This is a genomic window from Phenylobacterium sp. (genome assembly GCF_036264965.1).
In the GTDB taxonomy this organism is placed as follows: domain Bacteria; phylum Pseudomonadota; class Alphaproteobacteria; order Caulobacterales; family Caulobacteraceae; genus Phenylobacterium.
Window position 1 is genome coordinate 1 of record NZ_DATAPY010000151.1, and the last position, 20,183, is coordinate 20,183.

Here is a 20,183-nt window from a genome sequence, read left to right on the forward strand (position 1 = left end):
CACCTCGTCGACCATGCCGTAGAGCGCGGCGATGTTGGCCGCGCGGGTGCGGAAGTCGGAAAAGCGCGGGTCCTTAGACAGCGTCTCGCCCCAGCCGGCGATCTCGAAGAACTGGTCCCACTGCGCGTCGGTGTAGGGCAAGAGGCCGATGTAGCCGTCCTTGGTCGGGAACGGCTTGCGATTCGGGTTGGCCGAGCGGGTGTAGCTCCACTGCCCGGTCGGCGGGTCGAAGGTGTGGCCGAACATGTTCTCGACCAGGTTGAAGCTGACCAGGCACTCCAGCATCGGCACTTCGACGAACTGGCCCTCGCCGGTGCGTTCCTTGTGCAGGAGGGCCGCGGTCACCGCCTGGGCCATGAACAGGCCCGAGACCTTGTCGGCCACCAGCGTCGGCAGGATGCGCGGGGTGCTGTCGCCGTCGGTGCGCGGCAGGACGTCGGCCAGGCCGGACGCCGACTGGATGAGGTCGTCGTAGGCCGGCTCGCCGGCATAGGGGCCGTCCGAGCCGTAGCCGGCCGCATGGACATAGACGATGTCCGGCTTGATCGCCTTGACGTCCTCGTAAGCGAGACCCAGCCGCTTCAGCCCGTCGTAGCGGACCGAGGCCGCGAAGACGTCGGCGCTGGCGACCAGCTTGCAGAGCGCACGCTGCGCCTTGGGGTCCTTCAGGTCGAGCACCACAGAGCGCTTGTTGCGGTTGATGGTCAGGAAGATGGGGCCGAGGTCGCGGGGCGCGCCCTCCGGCACGTGGCCCGGATAGCGCATGATGTCGCCGCCGCCGCCGCGCCGGCCGCCTGGGTCTTCGATCTTGATCACGTCGGCGCCCTGATCGGCGAGGATCTGGGTCGCATAGGCGCCGTTGACCACGCTGGTCAGGTCGATGATCCGCACGCCGCTCAGCGGACCCGTCGCCTTGCTCGCCAACGTTCTCACTTCCGCCACTTCCTGCTCCCCACGCCGCTTTCGGTCGTTATGATCCTTCTACAAAGATCGCGCACGCGACGGGAGGGCCAATGGATTTCGAACTCGCCGAAGAACACCGGATGCTCAAGGACCTAGTGGCCAACTTCGTCCGCGACGAACTAATGCCGCTGGAGGCCGGGGTGCTGGCTCGCGAGGCCGACGGCAAGGGCCTGGGCATCGGTCCCGACGAACACGCCCGGCTGGACAAGGTGGCCCATGAACTCGGCCTCTTCGGCCTGGACGCGCCGGAGGACGTCGGCGGCTCCGACCTGCCGATGACCGCGATGGTCGGCGTCGAGGAGGAGATCGGCCGTTGCGTGACGCCCTACACCCTGCCGCCGGACAGCCCGAACCTCAGGATGTTGATGCAGACGGTCGACGATCGGCAGCGCGCGGCCTACCTCGCGCCCTACGTCGCCGGAAAGACCGTCTCGGCGATCGGCATTTCCGAGCCGGGCGCCGGCTCCGACCCGGCCGGCATGACCACGCGCGCGGTGCGGGAGGGCGACGACTGGGTCATCAACGGCCGAAAGATCTGGATTTCTCGCGCCGCCGACGCTGATTTCACCATCCTGATGGCGGTCACCGACCAGGAGAAGCGGGCCCGCGGCGGCATCTCGGCCTTCCTGGTCGACAAGGGGACCAAGGGCTTCAACGTGCTGCGGCGCATCCCGATGATTGGCGGCGCCTACACCTACGAGATTGCGCTGGAGGACTGCCTGGTCGAGGGCTGGAAGTTGTTGGGGACGGAAGGGCAGGGGTTCGCGCCCATGCAGACCCGGCTCGGCACCCGGCGCATCCAGATGGCGGCCTGGTCGGTGGGCATGGCGCAGAGGGCGCTCGACATGATCATCGAGTACGCGCCGCAGCGGAAGACCTTCGGCATGCCGCTCAGCGAGCGCCAGGCGGTGCAGTTCTGGGTGGCGGAGGCGGCGACCAAGATCCACGCCACCCGGCTGATGACCTACGACTGCGCCTGGAAGCTCGACCAGGGCCGCGATGTGCGCAACGAGATCAGCATGATCAAGTGGTACGCCACCGAGATGGCCTATGAGACGGTCGACCGCGCCATGCAGGCCTTCGGCGCCATGGGCATGACCAAGGAGCTGCCGCTCAGCCTCATGCAGGCGAAGCTTCGGACCATGCGCATCTATGACGGCCCCACCGAAGTCCATAAGTGGGTGGTGGCCAGGAACCTTTTGGGGACGAGACGCTGATGCAGGGCAAGTTCGGAGATCACGTCACCGTCCAGGTCGACGGCCATGTGGCGGTCATCACTTTGGACAAGCCGCCGAACAACCACGTCAGCGTCGACCTGATGCGCGATCTGGCCGACGCGCTGGACGCCATCGACGGCGAGGTCGAGCTGCGCTGTTCGGTGCTGCAGGCGGCGGGCAAGAACTTCTGCGCCGGCGCCGATCTGGTGAGCCGCGAGAGCGCCGGCGGGCTGGGTGCGGTGAATCCGCTCTACGATCAGGCGGTTCGGCTGTTCTCGGCCAAGAAGCCGGTGGTGGCGGCGGTGCAGGGCGCGGCGGTCGGCGCGGGCCTGGGCCTGGCGGTGATGGCCGATTTCCGTGTCGCCTCGCCCGACGCGCGGTTTGCCGCGAACTTCGTGAAGCTGGGCTTCCACCCGGGCTTCGGGCTCACCTTCACCCTGCCGCACCTGATCGGACCGGCGAAGGCGAACCTCATGTTCCTGACCGGCCGCCGGGTGAAGGCCGAGGACGGCCTGGCCTGGGGCCTGGTGGACGAGGTTGTTCCGCTGGAAGACCTACGCGCCGCGGCGCTCCGCCTGGCCACGGAGATCGCCGAGAACGCACCCCTGGCGCTGATCGCCACCCGCAAGACTTTGCGTGGCGACTTGGCGGCGGCGGTCCGCGCCCAAACCGACATCGAGGCCGCCGAGCAGGGCGTGCTGCGCGACACCGAGGATTACAAGGAAGGCGTCCGCTCGGTCACCGAGCGCCGGGCCGGGGTGTTCCAGGGGCGGTGAACTGAGGCGCCGCGCTTTTGGCCTGCAACATTGACGTAACGGGGATACGGCATAAAAATCCCATAAAATGGGAGCGTGTCGATGAACCTACGTCGTCTTGCCGGGCTCGCGGGCGTCGCGACCGTGGCCTTGGCCTCTGCGGCCGCCGCGGAGCCTACCCGCGGCTGCTTCTTTGTCCGTGACGTTGGCGACCGCACGGTGGGCGGCCCGCACACCCTCTATTTCAAGGTGAAGGACGTCTCCCACATGCATGCCGTCGCCTACTTCCATGTGGAGACGAAGCACGTCTGCGACGCCGTGGGATCGGACACCGAGCATGGGGGCTTCCAGATCTCCAGCAACGTCCTCTCCGCCAGGCACGCTCAGATGATCTGCAAGGCCGACGACCTTGTGATCACCGCCGGCACGGTCTGTCCCATCGCGACGATCGAGAGGATGTTGCCGCAGGAAGTGGCGGCCCTGCCTCGCCGCATCCGGCCCTAGACCCTGTCCCGGCTGACTTGGATCAAGTCAGCCGGGATAAACAGGGTCGTCGGCAATATCTGGAGCCCTTCTTATCCACTCAGGTTGATTCAACCTGAGTGGGAAGGGCTCTAGCCTCGCTCGAACCGCTCGCCCGCCACCCGTTCGCACTCATCGGCCAGTTCCTTGAACAACAGGGACAGGATGATCAGGGCGCGACCCTCGACGTCGGCGGCCTCGGCGCCGGGATGCCAGTCGACCTGCATGTCGAAAGCCACCTCCGGCGCCATGGCGTTCTTGCCCAGCACGCTGACGATCGCCACGCCGGCCTCGCCGGGCCGCGCATCGGCGGTGATCTCCCAGCGGAGATGGTCATTGGTCTCCGCCATGCTCAGTCGCGGGTGGGCGCGAGCGCGCGGGCCCCACGGGCGAGCGCGGTGATTCGGTCCCAGTCGCCGGCCTTCACGGCCTCGGCGGGCGCAACCCAGCTGCCGCCGACACAGACCACATTGGGCAGGGCCAGGTAGTCGGCGGCATTCCTGGCGCTGACCCCGCCGGTCGGGCAGAACCGGGCCTGCTGGAAGGGGCTGGCGAAGGCCTTCAGGGCGTCGATTCCGCCGGCGATATTGGCTGGGAACAGCTTGAAGAAACTGAAGCCGGCCGAAAGGCCCGCCATCAACTCGGTCGCCGTGGCGATGCCCGGCAGGAGCGGCGTCGGCCCCTCGTCGGTCTCGCCCTCGATCAGGCCCGGGCTGACGCAGAACTGCGCGCCGGCGTGGGCGCAGGCCAACCGCAGGGCCGGGGTCAGGACCGTGCCCGCGCCCACCACCGCGCCCTCGATCTCGCCCGCCATCCGCTCGATGCATTGCAGGGCGACTGGCGTGCGAAGGGTCACCTCCAGCACCGGCAGGCCGCCGGCGACCAGGGCCCGGCCCAGCGGCACCGCCTGGGAGATGTCGTCGATGATCAGCACCGGAATGACCGGCGCCAGCCCCAGGATCTTCTCCAGCGTCATAGGCGCTCCATCATCCCCAGTTCGCGGGCCGCCCCGATGATCGCCGGATAGGGATGCACCACCAGCGAGGTTGGGATCTGCCGAACGTAAGGGCCCAGGCGGCCCTTGTCCTCGAACCGCGCGCGGAAATCGCCCGTCGCGAGGCGTTCGGCCATGCGCGGCGCGATGCCGCCGGAGATGAACACGCCGCCGCGCGCGCCGAAGCTGAGCGCCAGGTCGCCGGCCACCGAGCCCAGGATGCCGCAGAAGCGGTCGAGGGTCTCGATCGCCAGGGCGTCGCCCTTGCCGGCCGCCTCATAGACCGCCTTCTCGTCGGTGAGCGTCGCCTCGGCCTGCCGCAGGCCGGCCAGCACGCCATAGAGCTCGAAGAGGCCGCGGCCCGACAGGATGCGCTCGATGGAGACCCGGCCATGGCGGGCGCGGAAATGGGTCCAGATCTCCACCTCCACGTCGTCCGACGGGGCGAAGGCCGCGTGGCCGCCTTCGGTGGCGACATACATATCGCCGCGCTCGCTGCGCGCCAGGCCCGCGACGCCGAAGCCGGTGCCGGCCCCCAGCACCACCATCGGGCAGTCGACCGCGCCACGGATCGCCGGGCCCAGCGGCTTGAGCGCATCAGGGCCCAGCATCGGGCAGGCGAGCGCCTGGGCGGCGAAGTCGTTGATCAGCCGCACCGCCTCGAACTCGAACTGCGCCAGGAGCTCGCCCTCTGAGACCTGCCAGTCGAGGTTGGTGAACTCGATTTCCCCGTCCAGAACCGGCCCAGCCACCGCGATCACCGCCCGAGGCGGGTGCTTGCGGCCCATGGTGCGTTCCAGATAGTCGGCGATGATCTCGTTCAGGCTGGCGTATTTCGACGCCTGATAGATGTGCAGGTTGCGGACTCGGCCTTCACCGTCGATCAGGGCGAAGCGCGCGTTGGTCCCGCCGACGTCGCCGACGAGGCCCGAATAATAGGGTTTCATCAGGCGGCCTCGAACAGGCTGCAGGCGCCTGTGTCGGCGGTCGAGGCGGCGCGGCGCATGACCCCGAAGAGGTCGCGCCCATAGCCGGAGGCCGAGGGCGGGCAGGCGCCGCAAGGTCGGCTCTTCAGTTCAGCTTCGTCCACCTTGATCTCCAGCGTGCCCCTCAGCGCGTCGACACGAATGATGTCCCCGTCGCGGACATAGGCCAGAGCGCCGCCGTCCGCCGCCTCCGGCGTGACATGGATCGCCGCTGGAACCTTGCCGGACGCGCCCGACATGCGCCCGTCGGTGACCAAGGCCACCTTGAAGCCCTTGTCCAGCAGCACGCCCAGCGGCGGGGTCAGGTTGTGCAGTTCCGGCATGCCGTTGGCGCGCGGCCCCTGGAAGCGGACCACGGCGATGAAGTCCTTGTTCAGTTCGCCGCGATGATAGGCCGCCTGCAGCGCGTCCTGGTCCTCGAACACCACCGCCGGGGCCTCGATCACCATGTGGTCGGCCTTCACCGCCGAGGTCTTCATCACCGCGCGGCCCAGGGGCCCGCTCATCAGGCGGAGGCCACCCTGCGGTTGGAACGGATTGTCGGCAGGCCGCAGGATGTCTTCGTTGAGCGAGGCCGTCGGGCCCTCGCGCCACACCAGCTTGCCGCCGTCCAGGACGGGCTCGGTCTGATAGCGGCGCAGGCCGGGCCCGGCCACGGTCATCACGTCGTCGTGGGCGAGGCCCGCGTCCAGCAGCTGGCGCACCACGAAGCCCATGCCGCCCGCCGCCTGGAAGGCGTTCACGTCCTCGCTGCCGTTGGGATAGACCCGTGCCAGCAGCGGGGTGACGCGGGAGAGATCGTCGAAGTCCTCCCATGTCAGCTGCACGCCCGCGGCGCGTCCCATGGCGATGAGGTGCAGGGTGTGGTTGGTCGACCCGCCGGTGGCGAGCAGGCCCGCCAGCGCGTTCACCAGGCTCTTCTCGTCCACCACCTGGGCCATGGGCGCGTAGGCGTTGGTCCCGTCGCGGATCTCGATGGCCCGCTTCGGTGCGGCGGCGACCAGGGCGTCGCGGAGCGGCGTGTTGGGATGCACAAAGGCCGAGCCCGGCAGGTGCAGGCCCATCATCTCCATCATCATCTGGTTGGAGTTGGCGGTGCCGTAGAAGGTGCAGGTGCCTGGGCCGTGGTAGGAGGCCATCTCCGAGTCGAGCAGTTCCTCGCGGGTCGCCTGGCCCTGGGCGTAGAGGGCGCGGACCTTGGCCTTCTGGGCGTTGGGCACGCCCGAGGTCATCGGCCCGGCGGGCACGAAGATCACCGGCAGGTGGCCGAAGGCCAGCGCCCCGATGGTCAGGCCCGGCACGATCTTGTCGCAGACGCCCAGCAGCAGGGCTGCGTCGAAGGCGTCGTGGCTCAGCGCCACGGCGGTGGCCATGGCGATCACGTCGCGGGAGAACAGCGACAGCTCCATGCCTGGACGCCCCTGGGTGACGCCGTCGCACATGGCCGGCACGCCGCCGGCGAACTGCGCCGCCGCGCCCATCTCCCTGGCGGCCTGCTTGATGATCGCCGGGAAGCGCTCCAGCGGCTGGTGAGCCGAGAGCATATCGTTGTAGGCGGACACGATGGCGACGTTGGGCGCGGTCGGGTCGCGCATGGTGCGCTTTGCCTCGTCGCTTTCGGCGGCGAAGGCGTGGGCCCAGTTGGCGCAGGACAGCTTGGCCCGGCCCGTCCCCGCGGCGCGCGCGGCTTCGGTGCGGGCCAGGTAGTCCGCGCGGGTCCCGCGGCTGCGTTCGACGATCCGCTCGGTGACTTCCGCCGTGACCGGATGCATGTGCCTGTCCTTCGTCTAGTTCGGCGCCCAGAATATCCTGACCGGGACATGGTCCTGGTTAAGGATCGCGCGCACCGGCAGGTCGCCGCCAGCCCCATCTGGAAGGGAGGCGGCCCTCTCGATCACCTGCCGCTTAGCCTCGCCGGCGATCAACAGGAAGATGGCCCGGCTTTGTAACAACGCCGACAAGGTGAGCGTGATCCGCGCCACCGGCGGCGATCCGAAGCCCTGCGGCGACTCCGCGGTCAGCGCGGCGCCGGCCGGATCCATCGCGTCGGCCAGCACCGGACTGCCGGGGATCAGCGAGGCGATATGGCCGTCCTCGCCCATGCCCAGGATCGTCGCATCGAACGGCATGAGTTTCTTAAGCGCCGGCTCGGCGTAGTCGGTGAGCGGCAGGTACCGCGCGGCCGCCGCCGCGCCCACGAACAGCCGCTCGCGCAGCAAGCGGGCGTTGGCGTTGGGTGACTCGGTGTCGACGTGCCGCTCGTCCGACAGGGTGACCGCCACGTGGGCCCAGTCGATCGGCGCGCGCGCCAGGCGGTCATAGACCGGCCCCGGCGACCGCCCGCCGGTGGCCACCAGGCTGGCATGGCCGCGAGCTGCGAGCCCGGCGCCAAGCGCCGCCACGATCGCCTCGCTCGCGGCGTCGGCCAGGGCCTCTGTATCTGGGAAGGCTTCGAGCATTCCGTCGCCTCATAACGCAGTCCGCCGGCCACGGCTGCGCAGATCGGCGGGGCGCAAGAAAAACCGCTGTGATCCGGGAACCAAAGGCCTCCGCCATACATAGGCTCTCTATGTGGGGGCGAACCGGGGCATGCCCGTGCGCCGGCCGCATCCTGCAGTTTACAGAGTTCGCCATGAAGATCGCCCAGGTGACCCCGCTCTACGAAGCTGTCCCGCCGCGGCTCTACGGCGGGACCGAGCGCGTGGTCGCCCACCTGACCGACGCTCTGGTGGAGCTGGGCCATGAGGTGACCCTGTTCGCCAGCGCCGACGCCGAGACCAAGGCCCGGCTGGCGCCGGTCCGCGACCAGGCGATCCGGCTGGACCCGGCGCCGCTGAAGTCCGACCTCGCGGCCCACCTGTCGCTGCTGGCCGAGGTGCGCCGCCGCGCCGACGAGTTCGATGTGATCCACTTCCACACCGACATGCTGCAATTTCCATTCTTCGAGGCCTGGGCCGGCCGCACGGTGACCACCCTGCACGGCCGCCTCGACCTGAAGGACCTGTCCGGCGTCTACCAGCGCTGGCCGCGCTTCCCGCTGGTCTCGATCAGCGACAGCCAGCGCCGGCCGCTGCCCTTCGCCAACTGGGCGGCCACCGTGCAGCACGGGGTGCGCGCGGACATCTATGGCTTCCATCCGGCGGGCCGAGGCTACCTGGCGTTCCTCGGCCGGATCTCCCCGGAGAAGCGGCCGGATCGCGCCATCGCCATCGCCATCGCCACCGGCCGACGGCTGAAGATCGCCGCCAAGGTCGACGCCGCCGACCGCGCCTATTTCGAGGAGGAGATCGAGCCCCTGCTGGATCACCCGCTGATCGAATTCATCGGCGAGATCGGCGACGGGCAGAAGTCGGACTTCCTCGGCGGGGCTGACGGCCTGCTCTTCCCCATCGACTGGCCCGAGCCCTTCGGCCTAGTGATGATCGAGGCCATGGCCTGTGGGACGCCGGTGATCGCCTATGACTGCGGCTCGGTGCGTGAGGTGGTGGAGGACGGTCTGACCGGCTTCATCGTGCGCACCGACGATGAGGCGGTGTCGGCCGTCGGCCGGCTGCACGGGCTGGACCGCCAGTTGGTCCGCCTGCGCTTCGAACAACGCTTCTCGGCCACAGCTATGGCGCGGCGCTATGTCGACCTCTACGCTCGGCTGGGGAAGCTTCGTGAGGCGGATGTGGGCCTCGCCGCCGAATGAGGTAGCGGATGGACGACCTCACTCAGGCCGTGGAAGCGGATGCCGTCCTCGGCGAAACCCGCGAACCGGTCTTGCCCGGCCGGCTCTACGCGCTGAAGGACCGCGACGTCTTCCTGGTGGCCGACGCCCTGGGCGACATCGCGGGCCTGGGCGACGGACTGTTCCACAACGACACCCGCATCCTGTCGCGCTTCACCCTGTCGCTGGGCGCCGAACGGCCGGCTCTGCTGTCGGCGGCGCTGGGGCAGGACAACGTCTATTTCACCTCGCACAGCACCAATCAGCATCTGCCGTTCCCCGGCGGGCCGGTGGCGCCGCCCGGCGTACTGCACATCGCGCGCAAACGGTTCCTGGCGGATCAGCGGCTGTTCGAGCGCATCTCGATGGTCAACTACAGCCGCGACGACGTGCTCGTTCCCCTGGTCATCGAGTTCGATGCCGACTTCCGCGACATGTTCGAGGTGCGCGGGCTGAAGCGGGCCCGCCGCGGCTTCAAGCATCCGGCTGAGATCGACGGACGGGCCGTCTCGGTGCGCTACACCGGCCTCGACAGCGTCGAGCGCACCAGTGTCATCTCCTTCTCCGATCCGCCGTTCCGCCTTAGCGAACACCGGGCGGAGTTCATGTACCCGCTCGGCCCGGAATCGCATCTGGAGCTCTACGTCGAGGTGGGCCTGGAGGCCGGGCCCGCGCCGACCCGTGAGCGGTTCCGCAGCCACGCGGCCCTGGCGCGGTTCGCTACCCGCGCGCGCCGCCGACACGGGGCGCGGCTGCGCAGCTCGGGGCGCCTCTTCTCCGATTGGATGGCCAAGTCGCGCTCGGACCTGGCGCTGCTGACCACCGAGCTTTCCACCGGGCCCTACCCCTACGCGGGCATCCCTTGGTTCTCGACCACCTTCGGGCGCGACGCGATCATCACCGCCTGGCAGGTGCTGTGGCTGGACCCCTCGTTGGCCAAGGGGGTGCTGGCCTACCTGGCCTCACGCCAGGCGACGGAGGTCTCGGCCTTCCGCGACTCCGCGCCCGGCAAGATCATGCACGAGTCCCGGCGCGGTGAGATGGCCGCGCTCGGGGAGGTGCCGTTCGGCAGCTACTACGGCGGGGTCGACACCACGCCGCTGTTCGTGGCCTTGGCCGGCGCCTATGCCGAGCGGACCGGCGACTACGAGTTCATCGACGGCCTCTGGCCGCACCTCCAAGCGGCCATGGGCTGGATCGAGACATACGGCGACACCGACGGCGATGGCCTGATCGACTATGCCCGCGGCCGGGAAAGCGGCCTGGCCAACCAGGGCTGGAAGGACAGCCAGGATAGCGTCTTCCACTCCGACGGCCGCTTCGCGACCGGCCCGATCGCCCTGGTCGAGGTGCAGGGCTACGCCTTCGCCGCTTACCTGGCGATGGCGAAGCTGGCCACCTTGCGGGCCGAACCGCAGTTGGCCGCAGCCTGGGCCGCCCGCGCCGAGCGGATCCGGGCGGCGGTCGAAAAGCTGTTCTGGATAGAGGACAAGGGGTTCTACGCCATCGCCATCGATGGGTCCGGCGAGCCCTGCAATGTGCTGGCGTCGAATCCCGGGCATCTGCTGTTTGCGAAACTGGTCTCGCCCGCGCGGGCCGAGCGCGTGGGCCGTCATCTGCTGTCGCGCGACTTCGCGCCGGGCTGGGGTGTCAGGACCTTGGCGCTGGGCGAGGCGCGGTTCAATCCGATGAGCTACCACAACGGCTCGGTTTGGCCGCACGACACCGCGCTCTGCGCGCTCGGCCTCTCGCACTACGGCGAGCGCGACGGGGTGGTGGCGCTGACCGCGGCCCTGTTCGAGACCGCCGTCAATTTCGAGATGCGCCTGCCGGAACTGTTCTGCGGCTTCCCGCGCCAGGCCGGCGAGCCGCCGGTAGCCTATCCGGTGGCCTGCCTGCCGCAGGCCTGGGCCGCCGGCTCGGTGTTCATGATGCTGCAGGCCTGCCTGGGGCTGGAGGTCACGCCACACACGGTGACCGTCTGCGATCCGCGGTTGCCCATCGGTATCGACCGGCTGTGGATCGACGCCCTGCAGGTGGGCGAGTGCTGCATCGATCTGGCGATCGAGCGCCACGGCTCGCGCATCACGGTCACGGCCAGCGATCCCGAGCGGCTGATCGTCCGCTAGCGGGGTCCGCTAACGCGGAAACGGCGCGTGGGCGATGCGCAGGATGTTGGCGGCGCCGGGCGAGCCCATGGGGAAACCCGCCAGGATCAGGATGCGCTGGCCGGGTCCGGCGAGGCCCGTCTGAACGGCCATCTCGATGGCTACCCGCGCCAGCTCTTCCGGATCGCCAGGCTCGGGCACCACGCGCGGCTCGACGCCCCAGATCAGCGCCGCGCGCCGGGCGGTGTCGAGGCTCGGCGTCAGCGCCAGGGTGGCCTGCAATGGCCGCTCACGGGCGAGCCGCAGCGCCGTCTGGCCGGTGGTGGTGAAGGTCACCAGGCAGGCAGTGGAGGCGGCTTCGGCGGCCTTGCGGGCGGCGGCCACCAGGGCGTCGGCGTCGGCGTCCTCCACCGGATATTCCGCGCGCATCAGCTCCGGCCAGCGCGGGTCGCGCTCCACGCGGGTGATGATGCGGTCCATGATCGCCACCGCCTCGACCGGATAGTCGCCCGCCGCGCTCTCCGCCGACAGCATCAGGGCGTCGGCGCCTTCGTAGACCGCGCCCGCCACGTCGGAGGCCTCGGCCCGGGTGGGCGTCGGCGAGTGGGTCATGCTCTCCAGCATCTGGGTCGCCACCACCACCGGGATGCCCCGCAGGCGCGCGGCGCGGACCAGCTGCTTCTGGACCACCGGCACCTCTTCCGGGGCCATTTCGACGCCCAGATCGCCGCGGGCGACCATGATCGCCTGGGACAGATCGAGGATCTCGTCCAGGGCTTCCAGCGCCGACGGCTTCTCGATCTTGGCCAGCACCTTGGCGCGGCCCTGCACGATGCTGCGCAGCTCGGCCATGTCGGAGGCGCGCTGCACGAACGACAGCGCCACCCAGTCGACCCCTTCGCCGAGCGCGAAGGCCAGGTCCGCGCGGTCCTTCTCGGTCAGCGCGGGAATTGGGATCGCCAGGCCCGGCAGGTTCAGGCCCTTGTGGTCGGAGAGGTGGTCGCCGGCTTCCACCACCGTGTTCGCGAAGTCCGGGCCGTGGTCAGTCACCCGCAAGCGGACCTTCCCGTCATCGAGCAGCACCTGGGCGCCGACCCGCAGAGCGGCGAACACCTCCGGATGCGGCACGCCGACGCGCGCGGCGTCGCCGGGCGTCTTGCCGAGATCGAGGCGCAGGTGATGTCCGGCCTTCAGTTGGATGGCCCCGTCAGCGAACTCCCCCAGGCGGATCTTCGGGCCCTGCAGGTCGGCCAGCACCGCCAGCGGGCGGCCGACGACCGCCTCGGCCTCGCGCACCGAGGCGATGGTCTTGGCGTGGTCGGCATGGGTCCCGTGGCTGAAATTCACGCGGAACACATCGGCGCCGGCCATGGCCAGTTCGCGCACCTTGTCGACGCCGCGGCTGGCGGGGCCCAGGGTCGCGACGATTCTGGCTCTGCGCGCTCGGATCATCGGTCAGGCTTAGGCTTCTGGAGCCAAGCGGATCAAGGCGCGTTAGTAGCCAAGGTGGGTGAAAAGAGTCGGGACCCCAACATGGCGAGACTGCAAGGCGTGGGGGAAACCGCTTGAGCCAAACCCTGGAACTCTTCCCGATCGGCAATTGCGCGGCCAGCGCGCTGATCGACCGGCGCGGGCGGTTCGTCTGGGCCTGCGCGCCCCGGGTCGACGGGGACCCATTCTTCTCGGCCTTGCTCGGCGGGGCGGACCTGGACGGCGGCGACGACGCCTACGGCCTGTGGTCCGTGGAGGTGGAGAACCGCGCCGAGACCACCCAGACCTACCTGCGCAACACCCCGATCCTGGTCACCGAGGTCACCGACACCACCGGCGGCAAGCTGGAGATCATCGATTTCTGCCCGCGCTACCGCCAGTTCGGCCGGCTCTACCGGCCTCTGGCCTTCATACGCCTGATCCGTCCCGTCACCGGCACGCCGCGCATCCGCGTCAAGCTTCGCCCGACCGTCAACTATGGCGAGGCGGCCGCCACGACCACCAACGGCTCCAACCACATCCGCTATGTGGGCGGTGAGACGACCCTGCGCCTGACCACCGACGGGCCGATGAGCCATGTGCTGGAGGAGCGCCTGTTCCGCCTGGAGGAGCCGGTCGCCATGTTCCTCGGCCCCGACGAAGGCTTTCCCGACGATATCACCACGACGACGCGGCGAATGCTGCGCGAAACCACCGACTACTGGCGTCGCTGGGTGCGGACGCTGTCGGTGCCGCTGGAGTGGCAGGAGGCGGTGATCCGCGCGGCGATCACGCTCAAGCTCTGCGCGCACGAGGATACTGGCGCCATCGTGGCCGCGCTCACCACGTCGATCCCCGAGCATGCCGTCGAGCCGGGCGAGACCGCCCGCAACTGGGACTACCGGTACTGCTGGCTGCGCGACGCCTATTACGTCGTCCAGGCGCTCAACCGCCTGGGCGCGGCGGACATCCTGGAGAACTACCTCGTCTATCTGCGCAACCTGGTGGACCAGGTGGCGGCGAGCGGGCGCGTGCAGCCGGTCTATGGCGTCGGCCTGGAGCCGGTGCTGACCGAACGCGTCGCGCCGGCGCTGAAGGGCTACCGCGGCATGGGTCCCGTGCGGGTCGGCAACCAGGCCCACGAGCATATGCAGTACGACGTCTTCGGCCAGATCGTGCTCTCCACCGTGCAGGCCTTCTTCGACGAGCGGCTGATGCGCCCGCCCACGGTCGACGATTTCAAGGCCCTGGAATGGGTCGGCGAGCGGGCCTTCGAGCTGTACGACAAGCCCGACGCCAGCCTCTGGGAGTTCCGCGGCCGCGAGGCGGTGCACACCTATTCCTCGGTAATGTGCTGGGCGGCCTGCGACCGGCTGGGCAACGCCGCCCATCGCCTGGGCCTGGAAGACCGGGCGGTCTTTTGGAACGGGCGCGCCGCCCAGATCCGCGCCACTATCGAGCGTGAGGCCTGGAACGAGGAGCTCGGCCGCTATGCCTCGACCTTCGGCGGCGATCAGCTCGACGCGAGCCTCTTGCAGATGGTCGACGTGCGGTTCCTGGCGCCCGACGATCCGCGGATGGCGGCCACTATGGCGGCGGTGGAGAAGGGCCTGCGCCGCGGCGAATTCATGCTGCGCTACGCCCTGCCGGACGATTTCGGCGAGCCGAAGACCGCCTTCAATTTCTGCACCTTCTGGCTGATCGAGGCCCTGCACCTCTCCGGCCGCACCGAGGAGGCGCGCCAGCTTTTCGAGGAGATGCTGAGCCGGCGCACCAAGGCGGGCCTGCTCTCAGAGGACATCACCTTCGATGGCAAGGAGCTCTGGGGGAATTATCCGCAGACCTACTCCCTCGTGGGCCTGATCAACTGCGCGACTCTGCTGTCGCGGCCGTGGTCCAGTGTGAGATAAAGGTCGCTAGGGCCGTTCAAAACGGGTCTTTAAGGAACGTTATACAGAACCGGGGTCTTTGGACCCCATGGCGAGGCGGCACCCTTCGATGACGGCGGACGAATGCCACGAACGGGCGAGCGCATGCGCGGCGAACGCCCGACTGGCGCAGAGCGAGCCTGTGGCCCTTGAGTTCCTGAAGCTTGCGGCGCAATGGCGCGCCATGGCGTCGAGGACGATCTTCCTGGGCTCAGTGGAAGCCCTCGATGACGCGCTACTCCTCGGCGCGCCAAGTTTCCGGCTCGTTTAATTCGGATCGAGACGCCGCGGGCGCCCAGGCGATAGGCGACCGACTTTTCGCCGTACCGTGATAGGATGCCCAAACGGCGACACTGAGGCCCTTCGCGACGGGCCGGATGTGGCCGCGAGAGACTAACGCCGGGGATGGCTTTCGCTTCGCGAGCCTCCGGCAGGCGTTTGGGGCCTAAATGGCCAACGATCTACCTGTTCTGCCCATTATTCCGGTGGTGACGCACAGTCTGGCGCTGGCGCTGGTCGCCACGTCTGATGCGCCCATCCTGCTGCTCGACGGGACCTCGACGGTGATCGCCGCCAGCGACTCCTTCTCCCGCGCCTTCCAGATCGAGCCGTCTCACCTTGAGGGCGTGTCGTTGTTTGCGCTGGGGTCGGGCGAATGGGATGTCGCGCAGTTGCGGTCGCTTTTGAAAGCGACGCTCTCCGGCGCCGCCAATATCGACGCCTATGAGATGGACCTGCATCGGCAGGGCCAGGCCCCGCGCCGGCTGGTGATCACCGCCCACATGCTGGAATACGGCGATCCGGCCAATATCCGGCTGTTGCTGGCCGTCTCCGATGTCACCGACGCCAGGCTCGCCGAGCGCCTCAAGGACGACCTGCTGCGCGAAAAGGCCATCCTGTTCCAGGAGCTGCAGCACCGCGTCGCCAACAGCCTGCAGATCATCGCCAGCGTGCTGATGCAGAGCGCGCGGCGCGTGTCGTCGGAAGAGACCAAGGGCTACCTCCGCGACGCCCATAGCCGGGTGATGTCGGTGGCGGCGCTGCAGCACCAGCTGGCGGCGTCCAATGTCGGCGACGTCGAGTTGAAGGGCTACCTCACCGAATTGTGCGACAGCATCGCCGCGTCGATGATCCACGACCGCAAGACCTTGACGCTTGAGGTGATGGCCGACGAGGGCTCCGCCGCGCCGGAGGCTTCGGTCAGCCTGGGACTGGTGGTGACCGAACTGGTCATCAACGCGCTCAAGCACGCATTTCCCGGCGCCCGCGGCGGCCACATCGTCGTCGCCTACAAGGTGACCGGCGCCGCGTGGACCCTGTCGGTCAGCGATGACGGCGTCGGCATGCCCACCGGGACCATGCCAGCTAAGGCCGGCCTCGGCACCAGTATCGTCCAGGCTCTGGCCAAGCAGCTCGGCGCCGTGGTCGAGGTGGTCCATACCGCTCCGGGAACCCGGATATCGGTCGTCCACGCGGCGGCCTCGCCGGCCAGTCGTGCCGCAGTGCTGCGGGAGGCCGTCTAGATGTCTCCAGGAGCCAGCTCATGAGTTTGTTCTCCTGGCTGCCGACCGGCGCGAGCGAGGCTGAGGTCCGCTCCGAAGTCTGGAGCCTGGGCGTCCGTCACCGCGGCGAGCCCCTGGAAGGCGCCCTGTCCGAACTGAAGGCCGGCGGCCTCAGCAGCGAACGCGCGCAACTGCTCCAGGCCTGCGTGCGCAAGCTGAAACAGGCGAGATCGGGCTAACGGTCAGTCCACCCAGGCGCGTTCCGACCGCTCGATCAGCGCAAAGGCGCCCGAAGGCCCCCAGCTGCCGGCCGCGTAAGGCTTCGGCGCCATGCCGGCCTCGGCCCAGGCGTCGGCGACCCCGTCGACCCATCGCCAGGCCTCCTCCACCTCGTCGCGGCGCACGAAGAGGGTGTTGTCGCCGTGCACCACGTCGAGCAACAGACGCTCATAGGCGATCCGCCGCCGCGAGCCCGGCCCTTCGTAGGCGCGCAGCAGGCTGAGCGAGAGCGGCATGGACTGCAGCCGCATGCCGCCATGGCTGATCCCCGGCGACTTGTTCATCAGGGTCAGCGCGATGTCCTCGTCCGGCTGCAGGTCGATGACCAGCCGGTTGGCGACCAGGTCGTCCTTGGCCGAATTGCCGAAGATCGAATGCGGCACCGGCTTGAACTGGATGACGATCTGGGTGCGCCGCTCGGGCAGGCGCTTGCCGGTGCGCAGGAAGAACGGCACGCCCGCCCAGCGCCAGTTGTCGATGTCGGCGCGCAAGGCCACGAAGGTCTCGGTGCCGGTGGGCTGGCCGCGCTCGGCCTCGTAGCCGGCGGCTTCTTTGCCGCCGACGACGCCCTTGGTGTACTGGCCGCGGACCGAGGCGTTCTGGGCGTCGGTGCGGGTGAAGCGGCGCAAGCTGCGCAGCACCTTGACCTTCTCGTTGCGCACCGAGCGCGGGTCCATGTCGGCCGGGGGCTCCATGGCCACGAAGCAGAGCAGCTGCAGCATGTGGTTCTGCAGCATGTCGCGCAGCGCGCCGTACTCGTCGTAGTAGGGCCAGCGGTCGCCCACGCCCTCGGTCTCGGCCACGGTGATCTGCACGTGGTCGATGGTCAGGTTGTTCCAGAGCGGCTCGAACAGGGTGTTGGCGAAGCGCAGCGCGATCAGGTTCTGCACCGTCTCCTTGCCCAGGTAGTGGTCGATGCGGAAGATCCGCTCCTCGGAGAAGACCGCGCCCACCGCCTCGTTCACCTGGCGCGAGCTTTCCAGGTCCCGGCCAATCGGCTTTTCCAGCACGATCCGCGTGGCGTCGCTGGCCAGGTCTGACCCGGACAAGGCGCCGCAGACCTTGGCGTAGAGGCTGGGCGAGATGGCCAGGAAGAACATCGGGCTCTTGCGGCCCTCGAGATGCGGCTTCAGCTCGCCCACGCCCTCGGCGGTGGTGGCGTCGCAGGCCACATAGTCGAGGCGTCCGGAGAACCGCTCCCAGACCGACTCATCGACCGCTTCCGGGCGCGCCTTCAGGATCTCGTGGACCTGGCCCACGAACTCGTCGCGGCTGTGCTGGGCCCGCGCTGTGGCCAGGATCTTGAAGCCCACCGGCAACAGGCCGTCAGCGTCCAGGAAATAGAGCGAGGGCAGGAGCATGCGGCGCGACAGGTCGCCCGTCGCGCCGAACAGCACGATTGCATCGGCCAGGGGCGCGGCGGCCTGCGGCGTGGAAGCCATCGGGCGTTATCTCCAGAGCGGTTCAAGCAGGTCCGTCGCATAGCGTCGATTGCAGTACGGAACGTCAAGCCCGCCAAGGGCTTCACGGCCTTTTCAGCGGATCGAACGACCCGATTGTGCGTTGCACGTATAAGCTGGGGCGTGTGTCGAGATGTCCATTCAAACCCTCACCACCGGACTGCCTGCGCCCAAGCCGCTTCAGCTTGGGCAGACGGCGCTGTTCCTCGACCTTGACGGGACCCTGGCCCCGATCGCCGCGCGGCCGCAGGACGTCGCCCCCGATCCGCGCCGCACAAGCCTCGTGGAACGTCTGGCCCAGACCCTGGACGGCCGCCTGGCGGTGATCAGCGGTCGCACCCTGGAGGACATCGACCGCATCCTGGAGGGCTGCGTGATCGCCGCCGCCGCGGTGCACGGCCTGGTTCGTCGCGATCCCGATGGGCAGGTGTTCGCGAGCCAGCCGCACCCGGCCCTGCCGCGGGCTGTCGAAGCCCTGCATGTCTTCGCCGCCCGCGACCCCGGCCTGATCGTCGAGGAAAAGGCGGGCCTTTCGGTGGCGCTCCACTTCCGCCAGGCGCGGGACCAGGCCGACGCCGCCCGCGCCTGCGCCCGCCGGCTCGCCGTCGAGACCGGTCTCTTCCTGCAGGACGGTGACATGGTGGCCGAGCTGCGCACCCCCGGCGCCAGCAAGGGCGACAGCGTACGCGACTTCATGGCCATGCCGTCGTTCGCCGGCGCGCGGCCGGTGTTCGTGGGCGACGACATCACCGACGAGGACGGCTTCGAGGCGGCCCAGGCCCTGGGCGGGATCGGCGTGATGGTCGGTCCGGACCGCGCCACCGGCGCGCGTTTCCGCCTGGCCGACGTGGACGCTGCGCTGGCCTGGCTGGAGGCGGCCAAGTGAACCGCCTGATCGTCGTTTCCAACCGGGTGAACCCGCCGGGCGGCGCCGGCGACGAATCCATGGGCGGCCTGGCCATGGCGCTGGCTGCGGCGCTGCGGGAATATTCCGGCCTGTGGTTCGGCTGGAGCGGCCAGACCACGGAAAAGTTCGACGGCAAGCTCTCCATGCAAAGCGTCGACGGGGTCACCACCGCCGTGATCGATCTGGAGGAGATCGACCTCGAGGAATATTACAACGGCTACGCCAACAAGACCCTGTGGCCGCTGTTCCACTACCGCACGGACCTCGCCGCCTACGACCGGGTCTATGGCGAGGGGTACAGCCGGGTGAACAAGCGCTTCGCCGAGACCCTGGCGCCGCTGATCGAGCCCGACGACCTGATCTGGGTGCACGACTACCATCTGATCCCGCTGGCCCGGGAGCTGCGGGCCCTGGGCGTCAAGAACCGGATCGGCTTCTTCCTGCATGTGCCCTGGCCGGCGCATCAGGTGTTCACGACGCTGCCAGGCCACTCAAAGCTCGTCGAGGCGATGTTCGGCTACGACCTGGTGGGCTTCCAGACCGTCGAATACCGCCAGGCCTTCGAGGAATATGTGCTGGCCGAGGCCAAGGGCTCCGAGCCCCAGCCCGGGCTCCTCAAGGCCTATGGCCAGTCGCTGCGGGTCGGGGCCTTCCCCATCGGCCTGGACGCCGCCGAATTCGCTCAGATGCTGAAGAGCCCCAGGGCCCGGCGCATGCGCGATCTGATGAGCGCGGCCACCGTCTTCCGCCACCTGGTCGTCGGCGTTGACCGGCTCGACTACGCCAAGGGCCTGGAGGAGCGGTTCCTCGGTTTCGAGCAGTACCTGGTCGACAATCCGGACATGCGCCGCGAGGTCCTGATGCTGCAGATCGCCCCGGTCAGCCGCGAGAGCGTCGAGGCCTATCAGGAAATCCGCGGCCGGCTGGATGCGCTTTCCGGGCGGATCAACGCCGAGTTCTCCGACGTGGACTGGAACCCGTTCCGCTATGTGAACAAGACCTACCGTCGCGATGAGCTGGCCGGCATCTATGGCGCAGCGCGGGTCGGGCTGGTGACCCCGTTGCGCGACGGGATGAACTTGGTGGCCAAGGAATTCGTCGCCGCCCAGAACCCGGAAGACCCCGGCGTGCTGATCCTGTCGCGTTTCGCCGGCGCGGCGCGGCAGCTGAAGGACGCGCTGCTGGTCAATCCCAACAGCCCCGAAGAGATCGCCGACGCGCTTCAGCGGGCGATCCGCATGGGCAAGGCCGAGCGCGTCCGCCGCTGGAGCGCACTGTTCGAGAATGTTGAGCGCGAGGACGTCACCGCGTGGCGCGACGCCTTCGTGGGCGCCCTGGCCGGCGTGAAGGCGCCGCAGGCCGCGCTGGCCAGCTGAGGAGGCG

The 20,183-nt window shown here is 68.9% G+C and carries 19 protein-coding genes; 11 read left to right on the forward strand and 8 right to left on the reverse strand.

The window, feature by feature from the left end; genetic code table 11:
- Positions 1 to 942, reverse strand: a 942-nt coding sequence (locus tag VHS75_RS20120; protein WP_329640402.1) for a CoA transferase, incomplete at its 3' end; no start/stop codon positions are given.
- Between the two features lie 71 nt (positions 943 to 1,013).
- Between VHS75_RS20120 and VHS75_RS20125 the strand changes: the two genes are divergently transcribed.
- The 3 genes from VHS75_RS20125 (at position 1,014) to VHS75_RS20135 (ending at position 3,439) form a co-directional block, all read left to right on the forward strand.
- A complete protein-coding gene (locus tag VHS75_RS20125) occupies positions 1,014 to 2,180 on the forward strand; it encodes an acyl-CoA dehydrogenase family protein (protein WP_329640403.1) in 1,167 nt (388 codons plus the stop codon).
- Positions 2,180 to 2,956 carry an enoyl-CoA hydratase/isomerase family protein gene (locus VHS75_RS20130; protein ID WP_329640404.1) on the forward strand — a complete coding sequence of 259 codons (777 nt, stop codon included), beginning with the start codon at positions 2,180 to 2,182 and terminating at the stop codon, positions 2,954 to 2,956. The genes VHS75_RS20125 and VHS75_RS20130 overlap by 1 nt, the downstream gene beginning before the upstream one ends.
- Before the next feature lie 81 nt (positions 2,957 to 3,037).
- Entirely contained in the window at positions 3,038 to 3,439 is a 402-nt protein-coding gene (locus tag VHS75_RS20135) for a hypothetical protein (RefSeq protein ID WP_329640405.1), read from the forward strand.
- A 110-nt stretch (positions 3,440 to 3,549) separates the two neighbouring features.
- Here VHS75_RS20135 and VHS75_RS20140 read toward each other — a convergent pair whose 3' ends face one another.
- The 5 genes from VHS75_RS20140 to pgl are packed head-to-tail and all read right to left on the reverse strand — an operon-like array spanning position 3,550 to position 7,896.
- Positions 3,550 to 3,807 (reverse strand): hypothetical protein, encoded by a 258-nt coding sequence (locus VHS75_RS20140; protein ID WP_329640406.1) that lies wholly within the window; start codon positions 3,805 to 3,807, stop codon positions 3,550 to 3,552.
- Positions 3,808 to 3,809: 2 nt separating this feature from the next.
- Positions 3,810 to 4,433 carry a bifunctional 4-hydroxy-2-oxoglutarate aldolase/2-dehydro-3-deoxy-phosphogluconate aldolase gene (gene eda / locus VHS75_RS20145; RefSeq protein ID WP_329640407.1) on the reverse strand — a complete coding sequence of 208 codons (624 nt, stop codon included), beginning with the start codon at positions 4,431 to 4,433 and terminating at the stop codon, positions 3,810 to 3,812.
- A complete protein-coding gene (glk, locus tag VHS75_RS20150; RefSeq protein WP_329640408.1) occupies positions 4,430 to 5,398 on the reverse strand; it encodes a glucokinase in 969 nt (322 codons plus the stop codon). The genes eda and glk overlap by 4 nt, the downstream gene beginning before the upstream one ends.
- Positions 5,398 to 7,209, reverse strand: coding sequence for a phosphogluconate dehydratase (gene edd, locus VHS75_RS20155; RefSeq protein WP_329640409.1), 1,812 nt, complete (start codon positions 7,207 to 7,209; stop codon positions 5,398 to 5,400). Before edd ends, glk begins: the two co-directional genes overlap by 1 nt.
- A 15-nt stretch (positions 7,210 to 7,224) precedes the next feature.
- Positions 7,225 to 7,896, reverse strand: a complete 672-nt coding sequence (gene pgl, locus VHS75_RS20160) for a 6-phosphogluconolactonase (RefSeq protein ID WP_329640410.1) — start codon at positions 7,894 to 7,896, stop codon at positions 7,225 to 7,227.
- Positions 7,897 to 8,069: 173 nt separating this feature from the next.
- Between pgl and VHS75_RS20165 the strand changes: the two genes are divergently transcribed.
- Both VHS75_RS20165 and VHS75_RS20170 read left to right on the forward strand, forming a co-directional pair.
- The gene (locus VHS75_RS20165; RefSeq protein WP_329640411.1) at positions 8,070 to 9,128 is read left to right on the forward strand and encodes a glycosyltransferase family 4 protein; all 1,059 of its coding nucleotides are present in this window, start codon (positions 8,070 to 8,072) and stop codon (positions 9,126 to 9,128) included.
- Positions 9,129 to 9,136: 8 nt separating this feature from the next.
- A complete protein-coding gene (locus tag VHS75_RS20170; RefSeq protein ID WP_329640412.1) occupies positions 9,137 to 11,275 on the forward strand; it encodes an amylo-alpha-1,6-glucosidase in 2,139 nt (712 codons plus the stop codon).
- Between the two features lie 9 nt (positions 11,276 to 11,284).
- Here the strand turns inward: VHS75_RS20170 and pyk are convergent, their stop codons facing one another.
- Complete coding sequence (gene pyk, locus VHS75_RS20175; protein WP_329640413.1) at positions 11,285 to 12,706, reverse strand: pyruvate kinase; 1,422 nt, start codon at positions 12,704 to 12,706, stop codon at positions 11,285 to 11,287.
- A gap of 113 nt (positions 12,707 to 12,819) precedes the next feature.
- Here pyk and VHS75_RS20180 point away from each other — a divergent pair, with 113 nt between their 5' ends.
- The 4 genes from VHS75_RS20180 to VHS75_RS20195 all read left to right on the forward strand — a co-directional run bounded on the left by VHS75_RS20180 (position 12,820) and on the right by VHS75_RS20195 (position 16,393).
- Positions 12,820 to 14,634 carry a glycoside hydrolase family 15 protein gene (locus tag VHS75_RS20180; RefSeq protein ID WP_329640414.1) on the forward strand — a complete coding sequence of 605 codons (1,815 nt, stop codon included), beginning with the start codon at positions 12,820 to 12,822 and terminating at the stop codon, positions 14,632 to 14,634.
- Positions 14,635 to 14,722: 88 nt separating this feature from the next.
- Positions 14,723 to 14,923: a hypothetical protein gene (locus tag VHS75_RS20185; RefSeq protein WP_329640415.1), complete on the forward strand. Its 201-nt coding sequence runs from the start codon at positions 14,723 to 14,725 to the stop codon at positions 14,921 to 14,923.
- Between the two features lie 178 nt (positions 14,924 to 15,101).
- Complete coding sequence (locus tag VHS75_RS20190; protein WP_329640416.1) at positions 15,102 to 16,175, forward strand: sensor histidine kinase; 1,074 nt, start codon at positions 15,102 to 15,104, stop codon at positions 16,173 to 16,175.
- 20 nt (positions 16,176 to 16,195) lie between these two features.
- On the forward strand, positions 16,196 to 16,393 hold the full coding sequence (locus VHS75_RS20195; RefSeq protein ID WP_329640417.1) for a hypothetical protein: 198 nt from the start codon (positions 16,196 to 16,198) through the stop codon (positions 16,391 to 16,393).
- A 3-nt stretch (positions 16,394 to 16,396) separates the two neighbouring features.
- Here VHS75_RS20195 and zwf read toward each other — a convergent pair whose 3' ends face one another.
- Positions 16,397 to 17,875: a glucose-6-phosphate dehydrogenase gene (gene zwf / locus VHS75_RS20200; protein ID WP_329640418.1), complete on the reverse strand. Its 1,479-nt coding sequence runs from the start codon at positions 17,873 to 17,875 to the stop codon at positions 16,397 to 16,399.
- A 151-nt stretch (positions 17,876 to 18,026) separates the two neighbouring features.
- On the opposite strand from zwf, the gene otsB reads away from it, so the two are divergent.
- Together otsB and VHS75_RS20210 are read left to right on the forward strand one after the other, a co-directional pair.
- Positions 18,027 to 18,779, forward strand: coding sequence for a trehalose-phosphatase (gene otsB, locus VHS75_RS20205; RefSeq protein WP_329640419.1), 753 nt, complete (start codon positions 18,027 to 18,029; stop codon positions 18,777 to 18,779).
- A complete protein-coding gene (locus tag VHS75_RS20210; protein ID WP_329640420.1) occupies positions 18,776 to 20,176 on the forward strand; it encodes an alpha,alpha-trehalose-phosphate synthase (UDP-forming) in 1,401 nt (466 codons plus the stop codon). Before otsB ends, VHS75_RS20210 begins: the two co-directional genes overlap by 4 nt.
- Positions 20,177 to 20,183: the final 7 nt, after the last annotated feature.

Bases quoted from the DNA above. Each gene is read 5' to 3' on its own strand.
- VHS75_RS20125 (WP_329640403.1), top strand. From the start codon at position 1,014: ATGGATTTCGAACTCGCCGAAGAACACCGGATGCTCAAGGACCTAGTG.
- VHS75_RS20130 (WP_329640404.1), top strand. From the start codon at position 2,180: ATGCAGGGCAAGTTCGGAGATCACGTCACCGTCCAGGTCGACGGCCAT.
- VHS75_RS20135 (WP_329640405.1), top strand. From the start codon at position 3,038: ATGAACCTACGTCGTCTTGCCGGGCTCGCGGGCGTCGCGACCGTGGCC.
- VHS75_RS20140 (WP_329640406.1), bottom strand. From the start codon at position 3,807: ATGGCGGAGACCAATGACCATCTCCGCTGGGAGATCACCGCCGATGCG.
- eda (WP_329640407.1), bottom strand. From the start codon at position 4,433: ATGACGCTGGAGAAGATCCTGGGGCTGGCGCCGGTCATTCCGGTGCTG.
- glk (WP_329640408.1), bottom strand. From the start codon at position 5,398: ATGAAACCCTATTATTCGGGCCTCGTCGGCGACGTCGGCGGGACCAAC.
- edd (WP_329640409.1), bottom strand. From the start codon at position 7,209: ATGCATCCGGTCACGGCGGAAGTCACCGAGCGGATCGTCGAACGCAGC.
- pgl (WP_329640410.1), bottom strand. From the start codon at position 7,896: ATGCTCGAAGCCTTCCCAGATACAGAGGCCCTGGCCGACGCCGCGAGC.
- VHS75_RS20165 (WP_329640411.1), top strand. From the start codon at position 8,070: ATGAAGATCGCCCAGGTGACCCCGCTCTACGAAGCTGTCCCGCCGCGG.
- VHS75_RS20170 (WP_329640412.1), top strand. From the start codon at position 9,137: ATGGACGACCTCACTCAGGCCGTGGAAGCGGATGCCGTCCTCGGCGAA.
- pyk (WP_329640413.1), bottom strand. From the start codon at position 12,706: ATGATCCGAGCGCGCAGAGCCAGAATCGTCGCGACCCTGGGCCCCGCC.
- VHS75_RS20185 (WP_329640415.1), top strand. From the start codon at position 14,723: ATGACGGCGGACGAATGCCACGAACGGGCGAGCGCATGCGCGGCGAAC.
- VHS75_RS20190 (WP_329640416.1), top strand. From the start codon at position 15,102: ATGGCCAACGATCTACCTGTTCTGCCCATTATTCCGGTGGTGACGCAC.
- VHS75_RS20195 (WP_329640417.1), top strand. From the start codon at position 16,196: ATGAGTTTGTTCTCCTGGCTGCCGACCGGCGCGAGCGAGGCTGAGGTC.
- zwf (WP_329640418.1), bottom strand. From the start codon at position 17,875: ATGGCTTCCACGCCGCAGGCCGCCGCGCCCCTGGCCGATGCAATCGTG.
- otsB (WP_329640419.1), top strand. From the start codon at position 18,027: ATGTCCATTCAAACCCTCACCACCGGACTGCCTGCGCCCAAGCCGCTT.